This is a genomic window from Plantactinospora solaniradicis, from assembly GCF_042658085.1.
Lineage (GTDB): Bacteria > Actinomycetota > Actinomycetes > Mycobacteriales > Micromonosporaceae > Plantactinospora > Plantactinospora solaniradicis.
In genome coordinates this window covers 310,039-328,356 of record NZ_JBHSPR010000032.1, presented here as the reverse complement: position 1 = coordinate 328,356, position 18,318 = coordinate 310,039, and the positions used below count along the sequence as shown (strand labels likewise).

The window sequence follows — 18,318 nt, the reverse complement described above, 5'->3', positions numbered from 1 at the left end:
TGCGGGGCGGCGGCGGTGAGCTTCAACAATCCCGACGTGCCCTGGTCGGAGCTGGAGCGCGTGCTCTCCGGCCGGGGTGGGCCGCACCTGCGCGTGGTGGACCCGCTCGCGGTCGACGCCGACGGCGGGGACTCCCCGGCCTGGACCCGCAAGCGCCCCGGCTACACCCCGCCGGAACCGTCGGCGGCACCGGTCGAGGGCGCGGTGCCGTACGCGGAACTGCACGCGCACACCAACTTCAGCTTCCTCGACGGGGCCAGTCATCCCGAGGAACTGGCCGAGGAGGCGGCCCGGTTGGGTCTGACCGCGCTCGCGGTGACCGACCACGACGGGTTCTACGGCGTGGTGCGGTTCGCCGAGGCGGCCCGCGCACTGCGGCTGCCCACCATCTTCGGCGCCGAACTGTCGCTGGGCCTGTCCGGACCCCAGAACGGCGAGCCGGACCCGCTCGGCCGGCACCTTCTGGTGCTCGCCCACGGTCCGGAGGGGTACGCCCGGCTGGCCAGCACCATCGCCCGCGCACAACTACGCGGCGGGGAGAAGGGCCGCCCGGTCTACGGCGAACTGGAGGAGGTCGCCGCCGACCTGAGGGACCACGTGCTGGTGCTCACCGGATGCCGCAAGGGGCCGGTGCCGGCGGCGCTGCTCACCGAGGGGGTCGAGGCGGCGGCCCGCGAACTGGACCGGCTGACCGCACTGTTCGGCGCCGAGACCGTGGCGGTGGAGCTGACCGACCACGGTGACCCGACCGACGGCGACCGCAACGACGCGCTCGCCGAACTGGCCGCCGCCGCCCGGCTGCCCACCGTCGCCACCAACAACGTGCACTACGCCACCCCGTCCCGCCGCCGCCTGGCCACCGCGCTGGCGGCGGTACGGGCCCGCCGCAGCCTGGACGAGATCGACGGCTGGCTGCCGGCGGCGGGCACCGCCCACCTGCGCGGCGGAGCCGAGATGGCCGCCCGGTTCGCCGCCTATCCCGGTGCGGTGGCCCGGGCCGCCGAGTTCGGTGCCGAGCTGGCCTTCGACCTGAACCTGGTCGCGCCGCACCTGCCGGACTACCCGGTGCCGCCCGGACACACCGAGATGAGCTGGCTGCGCAAGCTGACCATGGACGGCGCGCTACAGCGGTACGGCCCGCCCGCCGCGCATCCGGACGCGTACCGGCAGCTCGAACACGAGTTGAAGATGATCGAGGCGCTGGGATTTCCCGGCTACTTCCTGGTGGTCTACGACATCGTGAAGTTCTGCCGGGACAACAACATCTACTGCCAGGGCCGGGGCTCGGCGGCGAACTCGGCGGTCTGCTACGCGCTCTGGATCACCAACGTGGACGCGGTCCGGCACAACCTGCTCTTCGAACGCTTCCTCGCCCCCGAGCGCGACGGTCCGCCGGACATCGACGTCGACATCGAGTCCGATCAGCGAGAAAAGGTGATCCAGCACGTCTACGCCAAGTACGGCCGGGAGCACACCGCCCAGGTCGCCAACGTCATCTCGTACCGGCCACGGTCGGCGGTGCGGGACATCGCCAAGGCGTTCGGCTTCTCGCCCGGCCAGCAGGACGCCTGGAGCAAGCAGATCGACCGGTGGGGCAGCGTGGCGGCGGTCGACGTCGAGGGGATCCCCGAGCACGTCGTCGCGTACGCCAACGAGTTGCAGACGTTTCCCCGGCACCTCGGCATCCACTCCGGCGGGATGGTGATCTGCGACCGGCCGGTCATCGAGGTGTGCCCGGTCGAGTGGGGGCGGATGCCCGGCCGCACCGTGCTCCAGTGGGACAAGGACGACTGCGCCAGCGCCGGGCTGGTCAAGTTCGACCTGCTCGGCCTCGGCATGCTCTCGGCGCTGCACTACGCGTACGACATGATCGAGTCGACCCTCGACCTGAGTTCGATGTCCCTGGACGACCCCGAGGTGTACGACATGCTCTGCCGGGCCGACTCGGTCGGGGTGTTCCAGGTGGAGAGCCGAGCCCAGATGGCCACGCTGCCCCGGCTCAAGCCCCGGGAGTTCTACGACCTGGTGGTCGAGGTGGCGCTGATCCGGCCCGGCCCGATCCAGGGCGGCTCGGTGCATCCGTACATCCGGCGCCGCAACGGGCTGGAGGAGGTCACCTATCCGCATCCGCTGATGCGCAACGCGCTGGAGAAGACCCTCGGGGTGCCGTTGTTCCAGGAACAGTTGATGCAGCTCGCGATCGACCTGGCCGGCTTCGACGCGTCCGGTGCCGACCAACTGCGCCGGGCGATGGGGTCCAAGCGGTCCGCCGAGCGGATGGCCGAGATCCGCGACCGGCTGTACGCGGGGATGGCCGAGCGGGGCATCACCGGCGAGCTGGCCGACGACGTCTATCTCAAGCTCTCCGCCTTCGCCAGCTTCGGCTTCCCGGAGAGCCATTCGATGAGCTTCGCCTACCTGGTCTACGCCAGCTCCTGGCTCAAGCGTTACCACCCAGCGCCATTCCTCGCCGCGCTGCTCAACGCCCAGCCGATGGGGTTCTACTCGCCGCAGACCCTGGTCGACGACGCCCGCCGGCACGGCGTCGAGGTACGCCGTCCGGACATCAACGCCAGCGGTGCCAAGGCGAGCCTGGAGGCCACCCCGGAAACCCGGTGGGGGAGCGCACCGGGTGAGCCACCGCACCGGTGGGGGCTGGGCGGTCCGGCGGTCCGGCTCGGGCTGTCCGGGGTCCGTACCCTCGGCGACGACCTCGCGGAGAAGATCGAGCGGGAGCGGACCGCGCACGGGCCGTACCGGGACATGGCGGACCTGGCCCGCCGGGCCGGGCTGACCGCCGGGCACCTGGAGGCGCTGGCCACCGCGGACGCCTTCGCCTGCTTCGGGCTGACCCGGCGGGCGGCGCTCTGGGCGGCCGGCGCGGCGGCGCAGGACAAGCCGGACCGGTTGCCCGGCACCATCGTCGGAGCGGATGCCCCGACCCTGCCCGGGATGGATGCCGTCGACCGGCTGGTCGCGGACGTCTGGGCCACCGGACTCTCCCCGGAGAGCCATCCGGCGCAGTTCGTCCGGGCCCAGCTCGACGCGGCTGGCGCGATCCCGATCGCCCGGCTGGCCCGAGTCGACCCCGGCACCCGGATCCGGGTCGGCGGCATCGTCACCCACCGGCAACGTCCTGCCACCGCCGGCGGAGTCACCTTCATCAACCTGGAGGACGAGACCGGCATGCTCAACGTCACCTGCTCGCCCGGCCTCTGGCAGCGCTACCGCAAGGTGGCCCGGACCAGCACCGCCCTACTCGTACGCGGCCGCCTGGAGAAGCACGACGGCGTGATCAACCTGATCGCCGACCGCCTCGACGCCATCACCCCACCCGTCACCCCCGCCTCCCGCGACTTCCGCTGACAGATGTAAGGAAGGGCCCCTTCTTATCGTTTTCTGTAGAAGAAGGGCCCCTTCTTAACCGGCCAACGCTGCCGGCGGCCCCGCCGGCGGTGCGGCAGCCGGCGCTGCGGGTGATGCCGGGTGGCTTAGGCTCGTCGGGTGGAGCGAACTCAGAGCCGTCCCGGCGGTACGGCGATCGGCCCGCGTACCGCCGTGGTCTGGGCCGTACTGCGGCGCGAACTCGCCCAGACGGCCGGCAGGACGCTCACCGTGCTCGATGTCGGCGGCGGGACCGGCGGGTTCGCGGTGCCGCTGGCCGAGGCGGGCCACCGGGTGACGGTCGTGGACGCCAGCCCCGATGCGCTCGCCGCGCTGACCCGGCGGGCCGCCGAGGCCGGGGTCGCCGACCGGGTACGTGCCGTGCAGGGCGACGGTGACGCCCTCGCCGGGCTGATCGAGCCTGCCAGCGCCGACCTGGTGCTCTGTCACGCCGTACTGGAGGTGGTCGACGATCCGGCCGGGGTGGTCGGGGCGATCGGCACCGCGCTGCGCCCCGGCGGCGCGGCCAGCGTACTGGTGGCGAACCGGGCCGCCGCCGTGCTCAGCCGGGTGATGAACGGCCACCTCGACGTTGCCGCCGCGCTGCTCGCCGACCCGGACGGACGCGCCGGATCACGGGACACGCTGCGGCGGCGTTACGACGCCGACAGCGCCGCCGCGCTGCTCCGGTCCGCCGGGCTGGCGGTCGAGCAGACCCATGGCGTACGCGTCTTCGCCGACCTGATCCCCGCGGTTGCCGCCGAGGCCGATCCGCCGGCCCTGCTCGACCTGGAGTTGGCCGCCTCGGCGCAGCCGCCCTACCGGGACATCGCGGCCCAGTTGCACCTGTTCGCCCGCCGCCCGGCGTGACCGGGCGAAGCGGGGTGCGGCCATGACGAATCCGCTCGAGGTGGTCCGGCCGCACTACTTCGGCGGCAGTCTGGCCGACGTACTGCCGAGCGCGTTGGCGGTGCTGGGCGTCGACCGGGCCGACCCGTTGGGGCTGACCGCCCAACTCCCCGGGGTACGCCGGATCGCGGTGCTGCTCGTGGACGGCCTCGGCTGGTACCAGTTGCCGACCGCAGCCCCGCACGCGCCGGTGCTGACCGACCTCACCGGCCGGTTCGGGCGCCCGTTGACCTGTGGTTTTCCGTCCACCACCCCGACCAGCCTGGTGAGTCTGGGCACCGGTGCCGCGCCCGGGGCGCACGGCGTGCTCGGCTTCCGGGTCAACGTGCCCGGAACGGACCGGGTCCTCACCCACATCGACTGGCCGAGGTCACCCGCCGATGGTCCGAACTTCCCGGGCGGCGGCCCGGGGTCGCCGGTCGGCGGGCACCGCCCGAGCGGGTCCTGGCCGCCACTCGGTACCGAGGAGCAGCCGAGATCGACGGCCGGGGAACGGCCCGGCGCCCCGGCCGGGGAAGCGTTACCGGCGCATGCCGCCGAGTCGACGGACGATCCCGACCCACGTCGTTGGCAGCCGCTGCCGACCCGGTTGCGGCAGGCCGAGGCGGCCGGGGTCGCGGTGACCGTGGTGAGTCGGCCGGAACTCGCCAGCACCGGACTCAGCCTGGCCGCGTACGGCGGTGCCGGTACGCACCGGGACGCGGCCGACGTCGACGCGCTGGCGACCGAGATGCTCGCTGCGCTGACCGCCGGCCCCGGCCCGACCCTGGTGTACGGCTACCACCCGGAGGTGGACCGGCACGGGCACCGCAGCGGCATCGGCTCCGCCGACTGGCAGTCCGCCGTCAAAGACGTGGACCGCCTGCTCGCCCGGCTGGCCGACGGGCTGCCGCCGGACGCCGCGTTGCTGGTCACCGCCGACCATGGGCAGCTCAACGTCCCGGCGGAGGGCCGGTACGACCTCGACGCCGATCCCCGGCTGCGGGCCGGCGTACGGGTGGTGGCGGGGGAGGCCCGGGTCCGCTACCTGCACACCGTGCCCGGCGCGACCGCCGACGTCGTCGCCGCCTGGTCGGAGGTGCTGGGCGAGCAGGCGTGGGTCGCCACCCGGGCCGAGGCGGTCGCGGCCGGCTGGTTCGGCCCGGTGCCCGAGGCCCACCTGGAGCGCATCGGTGACGTGGTGGCCGCCTGCCTGGGCGAGACCGTGGTGCTCGCCTCGAAGACCCACCACCCGATCGAGGCGACCCTGGTCGCGTACCACGGCTCGTGCACGGCGACCGAGATGACCATTCCGCTGCTGGTCGTTCCCCCGTCCCGGGGTTAGCTCTTCGGTCGCCGCGCTGCGTCGGCCGGTCACCAACGGCAACGTAACGGCCCCTGCGCTCTTCCGGTCATGATACGAATATTCATGATAAGACGGGCGAAACGGGTGAGCTGTGGCGGACACCAGGTTGGAACGGCTCTTACGAAAGCCCCGGAGTCCGCGCGAGGTCTCCTTTCTCGAGCTGTTCTTCGACCTGGCCATCATCTTCGCGCTCACGCAGATCGCGCAGCGTTTCCTACGGGATTTCGGCTGGGAGAACTCGGTACAGACGCTGATCCTCCTGGCGGCGATCTGGTCGTTGTGGGTAGCGGGAGCGCTCATGACGGACTGGTTCAATCCCGACGAGCCGTACGTGCACCTGCTCACCATCGCGGGAATGTTCGGCGGGCTGCTGGTCGCCGCCGCGGTGCCCGACGCCTTCGCCGGACACGGCTTCGTCTTCGCCGGTACGTATGTCGCGGTAAACCTCGGCCGGCACCTGGCAAATGTGCGGACGCTGGGCGGTCACCCGCTCCAGGAGCAGATGCAGCGCTCCGCGATCTGGTGCGGCGTGAGCGCGATACCGTGGCTGACCGGGGCGTTCCTGCCAGCCACGCCGCGACTGGTGTGCTGGTCGGTAGCCATCGTGCTGGACTACCTGGGTGTGACGGTGGGCCGGCCCGTACCAGGGATCGGCCAGACGGGCGAAGGCTACGTGCGGTTGGTCGGCGAGCACATCGCGGAGCGGTACCGGCAGATCTTCATCATCAGCCTGGGCGTACTGATCCTGGTCAGCGGAATCAGTTTGAGCGGAACACGACTCGACATCGTCCGGCTGTTGGCCTTCGCCATCGCCTTCGCGAACGCGGTGTTGCTGTTGTGGAGTTGGTTCCTGCCCCGGGGCCTCAATCTCGCGGACACGATCGACCGGCAACCTCGTAGGGCCCTGCGCACCTCGCATATCCACGTGGTCGGACTCGCCGGAATCGTCGTCACGGCGATGGGCGACCAGATCCTGATCACCCGACCGCTCGGCGAGACCCGAACCCCGTGGTCGGCCGCCATCATCGCCGGACCTTTCCTTTTCCTTGCCGGAAGGGCGCTCTACGCCTGGACCGTGTTCCGGCGCCCGGCCTGGCGTGCGCCGGTCGGAATGCTGGTCCTCGCGGCCATCTCACCCGGCCTGCTGCTGTTGCCACCCCTGGCCGTGGCGGTCGTCGTCAATCTGGTGCTACTCGGCGTCGTGCTCAGCTATCGACACATCCAACTCGGCCCCGTGGTAACCGCCGTCGGGAGCAGGCTGGAGAGGCTGCTACGCAAGCGTGAACATCCTCGGGAGATCTCGTTCCACGAGCTGTTCTTCGACCTGGCAATGATCTTCGCGCTGTCGCGGCTGTCGCAACGCGTGCTGAACGACTTCGGTCTGGTAAACCTCGCGGAGACGCTGGTGCTGTTCTGTGCGATCTGGTGGGTGTGGGTGGCGACGGCGTGGTCGACGGACTGGTTCAACCCGGAAGAGCCCTACCTGCAACGCCTCATCATCGGCATCATGTTCGCCGGGTTGCTCATGGCGGCCGCCGTACCGAACGCCTTCGGTGAGCACGGCCTCCTCTTCGCCGGCGCCTACGCCGCGATCCACATCGTCCGCGGTCTGGTGATCGTCCCGGCCCTGCGGGGCCATCCGCTCCAGGCGCGGTCGGCGCGGGTCCTCATCTGGTTCGGCATCTCCGCCGTCGCATGGGTGGTGGGAGCCCTCCTGCCCCCGCTGCCGCAGCTGGTGCTGTGGGCGGTGGCGGTAGCCGTCGACGGCGTGAGTGCCTGGCTCGGCTGGCCGGTGCCGAGACTGACCCGACCGCAGGCACACCTGCGGGTGATCGGCGAGCACATCGCGGAGCGGTACCGGCAGGTCTACATCATCGCCCTGGGTGAACTGGTCCTGGTGAGCGGGCTGGTCTACAGCGGTACGGGCTTCGACACCATCCGGACGCTGGCCTTCACCATCGCCTTCGCCAACGCGGTCCTGATGCTGTGGAGCTACTTCCTGCCCCGGGGCCGCGATCTCGGTACCGCGGTCAACACGACCGCCCCGCGTACCGCCGTCGCCGCCGCGTACTGCCATGGGCTCATGGTCGCCGCCGCGGTCGTCACGGCGGTCGGTGCCGAAATGCTCATCCGCCGGCCGCTCGGCGAGACCCGGGTGGCCTGGGTGCTGATCATCATCGGTGGGATCGTCCTGCACGTCATCGCCCGGACCGTGTACGGGGTGGTGATGTTCGAGGCCCGCCGACCGTGGCGCGGACCCGTCGCGCTCGGCGTCATAGCCGCCATCACCCCCGGCCTGCTCGCGGCACCGCTCCTCGTCGTGGCGGGCGCCCTCAACATCGTGCTCCTCTGCCTCGTCCTCAGCTACCGGACGGCCAAGGTCGCCCCCTCGGCCGCCGTCTCGACGTGAGCTGATCCGCGTCAGACGATGACGAATCGGCTGGGCTCGCGTAGCACCTCAAGCGCGGAGGGCAGGTCGGCCAGCCGGGTGGCCAAGGTGGCGAGGGCGAGTCGCTGCGGTAAGGCGGTGTTGAACTTGAGCCCGGAGAGTGCCTTTTCGTCCACCTCCGGTAAGCACAGTCGGTCGCGGGCATCCGCGATCCCGGCACGCCACTGCGCGGGAGTGAGATCCCGGCGGAGCCGGAGGTAGAGATCCGTGTGCTCCTGCAACGGGTCGGTGAGTCCGGCGAGGGTGCTCGTCAGTGTGGCGTTGGTACGGAAACCTGCCCAGGTCCACCAGTGCACGTCGCCGGAGGGGAGGCGGGTGACCGTGGTACCGCCCGGGTGTGCGGCCGGCAGGTGCTGCTCCCGAATCTCCGCGAGCTGATCCGTGGCGCGTCGGGTGAGTGCCACCGGCGGTTCGGCACCGAGCACCACGTCGCGCATCGCGCGGCTCAACTCGAACGACAGTCCCGCTATCCCCGAGCCGGTCCAGCGTGCCTTTCCGCCGCTGTCGACCGGCTCGACGAAGCACCGGCGGCGCTTCCAGTCGACGTAGGTGACCTGCCAGCTCCGCCCGGCGAGGAGAAGCCGACGTGGGCCCTGCACCTGTTCGGTCAGCAGGCTCGGGTCGATCCGGCCGAGTTCGGTACGCCCGGCGAGGACCGTGAACTCGGGGGGCGCGGTGAAGACCGCGGTCATGGCCATGAAGTGCCGGTGTCCGAATCGCAGCTCGGCCTCGGGGCCGATGAAGAGCATGTCGCCGTCACGTTGCAGGTAACCCTGCTCGACGAGGTGTCGCAGGATCACCTCGGCACTTCCCGTGAACGGCTCGAGTCCGTTCCACCAGTCGTGCCACACGTTGCCGCCGACCTGGCGCTCCTGTAGACACAGCGCCAGGATCTGTTGGGCGACGATGTGCCGTGGTTCGGGCGGGGCGACCACCGGCTCCACCCAACCGCGCCCCCAGAGCAGGAGCAGGCCGGCGGCCCGGAGCAGGCTCGGCCGGTCGGGTGCCAGGAACAAACAGTTGCGGGTCGTGCCGGGCCGCCGACCGGTACGACCGAGTCGTTGCAGGAGCGACGCGACGGATCGCGGTGCACCGATCTGGATGACGCGATCGAGATCGCCGACGTCGACACCGAGTTCCAGGGTGCTGGTGGAGACGATGACGCAGTCCCGGGCCTCGGCGAATGCCTGTTCCGACCGTCGCCGCTCGTCCAGCGCGAGGGACGCGTGTGAGAGGAAGGTGGTGACGCCCTTCATCCGGAGAAGCTGCCCGAGTTCCTCCACCTCCTGGCGGGACTCGCAGAAGACCAACCGCTTCTCGCCGCGATGCAGGGCCGAGATCACCGTCGCGGCGTTCTGGAGGGAGCCGACGTAGTCCAGTTCGATCTGGCCAGCCGGAGTGGGGGCAGCAGGTGTGGAGGGCGCCGGTGCCGCCGGATCGGTCGCCGTCGAGTTCGGAGCCGTCGGATCGAGGTGGGGTGCCACGACCCGTCCGGGCCGACGTCCGGACTCCGAGCCCTGTAGCCAGGTGAGTAGTTCAGGCGGGTTGCCGACGGTCGCGGACAGTCCGATCCGCTGCAACGGCCGGCCGATCGTGTGACTGAGACGTTCGAGTACGGCGAGCAGATGCCAGCCCCGGTCGTCGCCGGCGAAGGCGTGTACCTCGTCGACGACGACCGCCCGCAGGTCGGCGAAGAACCGGGCGTGCTCGACGTTGGCGCTCACCAGCATCGCCTCGATCGACTCCGGCGTGGTCAGCAGGAGGTCCGGTCGGTCGCGCAGGATCGCCCGGCGGGTCGAGGCGGTCACGTCGCCATGCCAGACGGCGGTACGGCGGCCGAGCCAGGAGCTGTAGGTGCGCAGCCGGGGTTCCAGGTTGTTCAGGAGTGCCTTGAGTGGACAGACGTAGAGCACGGAGAGGCCGGCCCACTGTTCGCTCGCCATCCTGGACAGCAGCGGGAAGACGGCGGCCTCGGTCTTGCCGCTGGCGGTCGCGGCGAGCAGCACCGAGTCGTCGCCGGCGAGCAGAGGGGCCACGGCGGCTTCCTGCAACTCGCGAAGTTGCGGCCATCCCAGCGTGTTGACGATGTGGTGCAGCAACACCGGATGAAGTCGCTCGGCCGCCGCGCCGCCGTCCGGCCCGACTCCGTTCTCGCGGGGGCCGGCGGTGGCGGTCATGGCAGGTCCAGGGCGATTTCGTCGGCCCGGGTGGCGTTGCGTTCCACCTCGGTCATCTCGGAGTGGGCCACCATCAGGGCGAAGTCCCGGCGCGGGTCGAAATCCGGATGCAGTTCGATCGGGTCCAACACTCCGGCGACGAGTTTCTTCAGGAACAGCCGTGGTGCGATTCCGACCTTGCCACCGAGTTGACCGGCCAGGGCGGCGGCCAGGTCGGCCAGGTATGCGTCGTCGGCGAGGTGGAGGAGCCGGTCCCGGGCCGGGCTGCCGTCGGCGAACAGGTCGCGTACCCGGGCGCCGAGTTCGACGAGAGAGTCGACGGTGAACCCGGGCAGGCGCAACTGGACGGCTCGCGGATTGTCGAAGCGGGGATCGGCCGGAAAGTCGGTGGCCAGCCGCCCGGCGAGCGGAGCCAGCCGGGCCACTCCCTGCGGCCCGTCGTAGAAAGCCGGGGTGCCGGTGATCACGAGGTACAGGCCGGGAAAGCGGCCGGAGTGCACCTCGTCGACGAGTTGCCGGAGCGCGTTGAGTGCCTTGTCCCTGGCGTCGGAGCGGACCCGCTGCAGGGTCTCCACCTCGTCCAGCACCAGCAGCAGGCCCGGGTAGCCGCAGTCCCGCAGCACCACGAGCAGCCCTTGGAGGAAGCCGAGCGCGCCGAAGTGGTCGAGGTCGCCCCGGATACCGGCGTGCCGGCGGGCCGCCGCCGAGACGTGCGGCTGCCCGCCGAGCCAGGCGAGTACGGCGTCCGCCCCGGCGGCGTCGCCGCTGGTGATCGCCGCCCGGTAGCCGCGCAGTGCGTTGGCGAAGGTCGGCGCGGTCCGGCCCACGACACTGAGCCGTTGGCCGAGCAGTTCCTCGACGGCGCGGTCGACCGCCGCCTGGTCGGCCGGGTCCACCGCGCCGCCGTCCACCGTGCCGCCACCGAGGACGTCGTCCTCCAGGGCGTAGAACCAGGCGTCGACGACGGCCCGTAGCGCGCTCGGCGGGAAGGTGGCGGTGGTCAGCCGTTCGGTGAGCCGGCGGTAGACCGTCTCCAGCCGGTGCAGCGGGGTCTCGTTCTCCGAGATCTGCACCTCGGCGGTGGCGAGGTTGGCCCGTTTGGCCTGTTCGGCGAGCCACCGTGCGAAGAAGGTCTTGCCGGAGCCGTACTCGCCCCGGATGGCCTTGAACACCGCGCCGCCGGTACGGACCGTGTCGATCTCCTCGGTCACCGCGCCGGAGAACCGGTCCAGGCCGACCGCGAGCAGGTCCAGGCCTGATTCGGGTACGGCTCCGCGGCGCAGCGCGTCGAGTACCTGCCGACGTCGGGCACTGCTCACCCGGGCGCTCACGACGGCCTCCCCGAGTCGGGCAGTTGGAACTGCTCCCGCAGCAGCGTCAGGTCCAGCCGGACGGTTCGTCCGTCGTCGACCAGGGACAGCACGGGGAAGTTGTCGACGTTGAAGATCCGCTGGAGGGTGGTGACGAATCCGGTGGCTCGGGCCGGCTGCTCACCGGCCTTCTCGGCGACCAGTACGGTCGGCAGGACGCCGTTCGCGTCCAGCAGGGCGGTGAGGGCACCTCGGATCTTGCTGATCGGCACCTTTCGGGGGGTCAGCGAGTGCTGTGCGTCGAACATCTCCGAGCCGAGCAGCGCGTCGACCAGGCCGCGGTGCCCCTCCGGCGCCGCCGGTACGGCTGGTGGCGCGGCGTCGGCCGGCAGTTCGGCGGCGGGCGGCTCGACGGTGGGCAGCTCGAAGAGGGTGGTACCGGGCTCGGGGGCCGGAGTGCTCCGCCGCGCGCCGGGCCGTTCGCGCCGGACCGGAGCCGCCGCGACCGCCGGCGTAGGGGAGTCTGCCGGAACGTCCGGGGGCGACTCGACCGTCGGCGACCACCACTCCGGCTGCTGCGGCCCGAGGAGGCGCCAACCGGGCGGAGCCGCCGCGCCGAGCGGCAGCAGGGCAAGTAGCGGCACGGTCACCTCGGCCAGCGACGCGCCGCCGTGGTAGCCGGCCTGCCGGGGCAGGTAGCGCGCCCGGGGGTCCCACAGTGCGACGACTCTATTGCCGGTAGTGACCACTCGGGATCCGGTCAACTCGATCTCACCGTCGCTGGCCGGGGCCGGATCGGTACGGTGCCGGGCCGACGCCGGTTCGACGACCGGTCGGGAGTTGGTGTCCCGGTCCAGCACGTGCCCGTGGTCGCTCGTGATGATCACTGCCCGTCCCTGGTAGCGGGCGTAGTCGAGCAGGGCGCGCAGCGCGCCGAGATTGTCGATCCGCCAGCCCGCGTCGGCGCTTTCCCGGCCGTACCGGAGTGCGTCGTCGACGGTGTTCACGACGACGCCGACGACCGTACGGGGGTCGCTCAGTGCCTGGATCAGCTTGTCGCTGAGCACCTCACCAGCGTCGCCCTGCAGGGTGCTCTTGTGGAACAGTTTCGCCGGCCGCCCCTGCCACAGCGGGTTGCGTTCGAACGCGGCCCGCTCCTCGGACTGACCGCCTTCGCGCAGCGCGCCGGCCAGCAGCGAGGTACGCGACACCGTGGTCACCGTGGGCAGGGCGGCGACGACGCCCCGGCGCCGGGCCTCGGTCTTCCGGCCGGGTCGGCTGGCCAGCGGGTCGTACTCCAGCCAGCCCCCTCTGGTGAGCTGGTCGGCCAGGTCGGCGGCGATGGCGGCGGTCATGCCGTCGACCACGACGACCAGGACCGGCCGGCTGTCCTCCTGCACCACCGGGGCGACCACCCGGGACAGCACGGTCTCGACGGTGAGCAGGTCTCCCGGCTTTCCACCGCCGGCGGTCCAGTTGGCGAGGTGCGTGGCGAAGGCCCGGTCCAGCTCCCGGCGGCGGTGCTGGGCCAGGTCGTGGATCAGCCGATAGGTCGCGGCCAGCGCGGCGTGGGCGTCCTCGCCGATCCAGACGTGCTCCAGGGCCAGGTCGACCCAGGACCACTGTGCGACCTGACGGCCGATGCCCTCAGCCACGCCGAGCGGGGAGTCGACGGGCCCGGCCAGCCAGTGGACCAGCCGCAGCGCCATCTCGGCCCGTTCGACGCGGTGTGGGTAGTGCGGTGCGAGGCGGTGCGCGGCGAGGTGGGTGACGGCCTGCCCGGCGGCGGGAAGCGCCTCGGGCAGCACCGTGCCACCCTTGACCGTACGGCTCAATGCCTGGGCAACCTCGCCGAGTCGGTGGGTGAAGCTGGATCGGAGGATGTCGCTGTGTCGGGCGGCACCGGTCGCGGCGAAGCCGAGCAGCAGTTCCTCGGCCCGGTCGAGCACCGTGTGGCCGAGCTGGCGCGGGTCGAGCTCGCCGGCCCCTCGGCGGGCCGCGTTGTCGCCTCCGGCCCCGGCGTCGGGACCGGCGACGCCGTCGCGCCTGGTGCCGCCGTCGCGTCTGGTGGCGTTGGACAGCAGGCCCACCATGGTCTCGTGCGCGGCAGCGGCGAACGCGGCGACGACGTCCGGGGCGAGATGGGTCCCGCCGAGGTACTGGTCGACCCGGCCCTGCGCGCGCAGGCTGTCCGGGTCGTCGGCGGTCCAGAGAGCCCCGCAGACCAGTCCGAGCGGCAACGTGTCCGTGACGTGCCCGACCTCGTGCAGGGCGGCCAACACCCGCAACGCGGGCCCGAACTCGTCGCCCAGCCAACCGAGCAGCCCGGTCCGTTCCGCCTCCGACAGCGCGTTCAGGGCCTGCGGTGCGACCGGAAGGGCACTCCAGCGCAGCAGGGCGGCCGGGTCGATGTCCTCGGCGGCGGTGCCGAGCTGGGCGAGTCGCAGCCGTTCCACGGTCAGGTGCCGCAGTGCGGTGCCGCGTTGCAGGACGATGCCGGGGAGTTGGGGCCAGCCGCCCGGCGGGGTGGCCTCGATCAGCGCGCGTCCGGCCCAGGAAAGCTCCTCCAGCCGGGAGTCCGACTGCCGTGCGCCGAACGCCTCTCTGATCAGGGCCCACGGTTCCATGTCGAAGACCCGGCGCTGGTGTGCCCGGCTGAGGATGCCGGTGCCCAGTTCCTCCTCCGACAGGTCGGTCAATACCACTGTGGGCAGGTCGCGCGGGTCGGCGAGCTGTTCCCAGATGGCGAGGGTGGAGACGCAGGCGACGACGCGTACCCGCAGTTTGGGGTCGACGGTCAGGATCGGGTCGTACGGCCAGACCGGTGCGGCGTTGACCAGCAGCACCGGGTCGGGATCGCGGCCGGGCCGGTGGCTCCGCAGCCGACGTTTGACCTGTTGGGCGAGGGTGTGCGGATTGACCGGCAGCGCCCGGGGAGACGATGCGGTGACGGTCACCGGCGTACCCGCCAGACGACTTCTAGCCGGCTCCCCGGGTTACGCCCGGCCACCTTGCGCAGCGTCTCGACCAGTTCGTTCAGGTCGTCGCCGTCGACCAGCACGCTGCCCTGCTCGGTCGGGCCGGGGTCGCGTACCGGGTCGCCGCCGGGCGTCGACGTGGTGTCCGGTCCCGGCCTCGGATCGCGGGTCACCGGTCGGGGTTGGTTCCGGGTGACCCGGCGGAGCAGGTCGGTGGTCCGGGTGCGGGCCCGGTTCAGGGCAGCCGGCAGCGGAGTGGTCAGTTCGTCGTCGTTGGCGGCCTGGCGCAGCGCCGAGAGGATCTCCGCCGCCTCGGTGGTCCACGGCTGGCCGAGGTCGGCGAGCAGGTCGAAGTTGTCCCACGAGGTGTTCCGGAGGGCTTGGACGACGTCGTTCGCGCTCCGGATGCTCCGGCCGGCCCGTTCCGGCGGGCCACCCAGGTCGGTCTGCGCGAGCTGCTGAACGATGTCGATGTCGCGGTGCCGGCTGTCCAGGCCGTCGAGCAGGTCCCGGGCCGCGTACGCGGTGTGCAGCCGGCCGGCGGTGGCGGCAGGATCGAGGCCGAGCCGGTCGGCGTGCCGTTCCAGCTCGTCGACCAGGCGGTGGGCGGCTTCCCGGTGCTGCCGCGCCTGCCGGGACAGGTCCTGGACGAACATCGCGACGAGCCGCCCCCGGGCCAGGGTGGGCCCCATGAAGCCGAACAGGTGCATGGCCCGCTCCCGGGCCGTGGTCCAGTCCTCCTCCGCCGGCCGTTCCGGGGTACGCAGGGCCAGGTCGTCGTTGATCGCGGAGAGTTCGGGTTGCGGGGTCAGGATCGCGCCGTGCCGGATCCAGGTCCGGTCGGTCTGCTCGGCGAAGGCGGCCATCACGAGCTGGGCCACCGGCGGTTCGAGTCCGCGCGGCTGCGGCTCGTCGAGCCAGCGTCGCAGGTCGACGACGCGCAGATCCCCGCCGATGCCCTCCTGGCTGGCCCGGCGCTGGAAGTGCTCGACCCAGTCCCGGCCGAGCACGTACGCCGCCTCGTGCATCACCCCGAGTCCGAGCGGGTTGACGATGCGGCGGACGACGGCACGATCCTTCTTGTCGACCTCGGTCCGGTCCTCGCCCGACTCGACGGCCCGGCGTACGTACTCCAGGGCGGTCTTGAGGTCGGTGACCCGCAGCGGTTCGCCCCGCCGGTCCGGGTCGAAGTCCGGATGTGCCGGATACTGCGCGCCGAGCATCTGGTCGGCGAGCCAGGGCAGCACCGCGCTCAGCTTCGCCCCGACCGGCAGGGTCAGTTCGCGCGGGTCGCTGAGGCTGAGCAGGTGGTCGGTGTAGGTGGTGAGCACGTCCGCGGCCTGCTTGTTCGCCACCCCGTACGCCTGGCGCAGCACACCTTTCATGGCCACGAGCAGTGCGTCGCGCTGGTTGGTGAGAGTCGCGTGGGCCCGGCGCCGGTCGTCCTCGCTGAGGTGCCGGGCGGCCGTCTCGAACCGCTGTGCCGCCTGGGAGCCGCTGAGCAGGGCGTCGAGCAGCACCAGCCGGCCGAGGTCGTTCTGCCGGTTGATGGTGAGGGTGGCCGGGATCCAGCAGACCGTACGCGTGGTGAAGCTGAACCCGAGCACCCGGTTGCGGTCCTCGGCCGGGCTGTGGGTGCCCTCGTCGAACGGGTAGTCGACGATCAGGCGCCAGGCGTTCGGGGTGAACGGATGGAACGCGTCCTCGCGCAGCTCGTCGGCGTCGCGGATGTTGCCGTAGACGACCTCGATGCTGCGCCGGCTGCCCCGCCAGACCAGGTTGGCCTGGTCGAAGTAGCCGTCGGCGGCGCTGACGCCGAGTTCTTCCCAGAGCAGCCGCTTGACCATGTTCTGCCGGCCGCCGTCGGAGTCGAGGTGCCGGGCGTTGTTGAGCACGCTGCCGACGTCGACGCCGACGAGTTCGAGTCGTACCCCGTCGCCGTCGAGCATCTTGATCTCGCCGAACCGGGCGGCCAACTGCTCGATCTTCCGGCCGATCAGCCCGACCTCGCCACCCGGGATCGGGCTGGTGATGCTGCCGTGGTTGAGGGCGGAGAGCTTGCGCGGGGTCAGGTCGTGCAGGGCCGGTACGGAGGGGGCGAGGGCGGCCAGCAGCAGCGTCTTGACGATCCGGTCGTCGCCGGTGAAGGCGCGCACCCGGGCGGCGACGGCCCGGTCGAGCTGCTCGCCGCGCCGTGCCTGTTCGAGGTCGTCGTCGCCGACGTTGTGGTGCTCCATCAGGTACGGCCGCAGCCGGTTCTGGTAGAGCTTCTGCGCGGTCTCGAACTCGACCTTCAGCCGCTCGGTGAACGGCTGGTCACCGCCCCGGCTGAGTACGTCGTAAAGGTCGCCGAGCGGGATGAGCTGGCCGAGGCGCAGCTCGTCGCGGCGGTCCACCAGCATCTGGCGCATCAGCTTGAGGCCGGTCCGGTTGCGTTGCAGCGCACTGGAGACGTAGACCAGGGTGGAGAGGAAGGCAGGGCTGAACGGGTAGGTGAGCTGGAAGGAGTCCTGGTCGGCGCCGCTGCCGGTGTCGGTGCCGAGCAGCACGTCCCAGACGTCGGACCGGACCCGCTTGATCCGCTCGAACGCCTCGTCGATCGCCTGCTCGGCCGGGCCGCTGGCGCCCTCGTCCTCGCCGACCCGCTTGAGCACCCGGGCCCGGGTGATCTGCGGCAGGTTGCGGTCCTCCAGGGTGATCACGTCGAACCGGCCGCTGGCCAGGTTGAGGGTGTCGTGGAACGCCAGGTCGTGGGCGCCGGTGACGTCCTCGCCAACGAGTTCACGCAGGTCACGCTGCCGGGCGATGAACGTGATCACCGGGATCGGGCGGCTGGCCTCCGAGCCTTCGACGAAGTTGGTGATCTTCTGGATCTCCCGGGCGACGAAACGCTGGTCGCCGATGCTGTTGGCGAGCCAGAGGATCAGCTCGTCGAGGAAGAGGACGAGGCCGTCGTAGTGCAGGTCCTTCGCGTGCGCGGCGATCTCGGTGAGCCCGCGGTCGAGCGAGACGAAGCCTTCCTTGTCTTCGAGCGCGTTCCGGAAGAAGCCCTGCTGCCAGGTGCTGAGCAGGTCGTTGACCAGCTTGCGGCGCAGCTCGTCCTCGGGGGTGACGGTTGTCGGGTCGTGCAGCGGGGCGGCGGCGAACGCGGCATCCAGCTTCTCGCTGGTCCAGCCGTCGGAGTCGCCCCATTCGTCCTCTTCACCGCCGGGAAGGCCGGCGATGAACGCCTCGTCGCCGATCTGGCTGCGCAGGTGCTGGCTCTGGTCGAGCAGCGCGTCGGTACGGTGCACCGCCGGAATCCGGGCCTCGGGGTGCAGCTTGCGGACGTACTCGATGTAGCCGCCGAGCACCCGCTGCTCAAGCGACTTCGCCCCCATCATGTGGTAGGGCACGAGCAGGAACTTCCGGCCGTCCAGCCACACGTCGTGCCGGGCCAGCAGCGGGGCGAACTCGACCCGGTTGCGCGCGGCACGCTCGCTGCGCAGCAGTGCGTGCAGGGCCGCCATGAAGTGCGACTTACCGGAGCCGAACGAGCCGTGCAGGTAGGCGGCCCGGGACGCCCCGGTGGCGAGCGCGTTCTGGATCAGCCGGAGGGCCTGGTCGAAGTTGTCGACCAGGCGGGGCGGGATGACGTACTCCTTGAAGGTCTCCGCGGGGTCGGTGACACCCTCGGCGAGCTTGAGCACCAGGTCGCTCGCGGAAGGGGACTCCGGGATGACGATCACGTCCCGCAGCAGCGGTGGGGGGGTCTGCTCCGGCATGG

Annotated in this window: 8 protein-coding genes; 4 read left to right on the top strand and 4 right to left on the bottom strand. The window is 71.4% G+C overall.

Going from position 1 to position 18,318, the window contains the following annotated elements:
• Positions 1-15: 15 nt before the first annotated feature.
• The 4 genes from ACFP2T_RS30205 to ACFP2T_RS30190 all read left to right on the top strand — a co-directional run bounded on the left by ACFP2T_RS30205 (position 16) and on the right by ACFP2T_RS30190 (position 8,048).
• The gene (locus ACFP2T_RS30205; RefSeq protein ID WP_377427612.1) at positions 16-3,366 is read left to right on the top strand and encodes an error-prone DNA polymerase; all 3,351 of its coding nucleotides are present in this window, start codon (positions 16-18) and stop codon (positions 3,364-3,366) included.
• Positions 3,367-3,504: 138 nt separating this feature from the next.
• Complete coding sequence (locus ACFP2T_RS30200; protein WP_377427610.1) at positions 3,505-4,254, top strand: methyltransferase domain-containing protein; 750 nt, start codon at positions 3,505-3,507, stop codon at positions 4,252-4,254.
• Between the two features lie 22 nt (positions 4,255-4,276).
• Positions 4,277-5,617: an alkaline phosphatase family protein gene (locus tag ACFP2T_RS30195; RefSeq protein ID WP_377427607.1), complete on the top strand. Its 1,341-nt coding sequence runs from the start codon at positions 4,277-4,279 to the stop codon at positions 5,615-5,617.
• Between the two features lie 127 nt (positions 5,618-5,744).
• A complete protein-coding gene (locus tag ACFP2T_RS30190) occupies positions 5,745-8,048 on the top strand; it encodes a low temperature requirement protein A (protein ID WP_377427605.1) in 2,304 nt (767 codons plus the stop codon).
• Positions 8,049-8,059: 11 nt separating this feature from the next.
• On the opposite strand, the gene ACFP2T_RS30185 is transcribed toward ACFP2T_RS30190, so the two are convergent.
• From ACFP2T_RS30185 to ACFP2T_RS30170, 4 genes are read right to left on the bottom strand one after another with little or no spacing between them, the layout of a single operon-like run.
• On the bottom strand, positions 8,060-10,264 hold the full coding sequence (locus tag ACFP2T_RS30185) for a DEAD/DEAH box helicase (protein WP_377427603.1): 2,205 nt from the start codon (positions 10,262-10,264) through the stop codon (positions 8,060-8,062).
• Positions 10,261-11,595 (bottom strand): BREX system ATP-binding protein BrxD, encoded by a 1,335-nt coding sequence (gene brxD / locus ACFP2T_RS30180; protein ID WP_377427600.1) that lies wholly within the window; start codon positions 11,593-11,595, stop codon positions 10,261-10,263. The genes ACFP2T_RS30185 and brxD overlap by 4 nt, the downstream gene beginning before the upstream one ends.
• Positions 11,592-14,531 carry a BREX-2 system phosphatase PglZ gene (pglZ, locus tag ACFP2T_RS30175; protein ID WP_377427598.1) on the bottom strand — a complete coding sequence of 980 codons (2,940 nt, stop codon included), beginning with the start codon at positions 14,529-14,531 and terminating at the stop codon, positions 11,592-11,594. The genes brxD and pglZ overlap by 4 nt, the downstream gene beginning before the upstream one ends.
• Positions 14,528-18,316, bottom strand: coding sequence for a hypothetical protein (locus ACFP2T_RS30170; protein ID WP_377427596.1), 3,789 nt, complete (start codon positions 18,314-18,316; stop codon positions 14,528-14,530). Before ACFP2T_RS30170 ends, pglZ begins: the two co-directional genes overlap by 4 nt.
• Between the last annotated feature and the right edge of the window lie 2 nt (positions 18,317-18,318).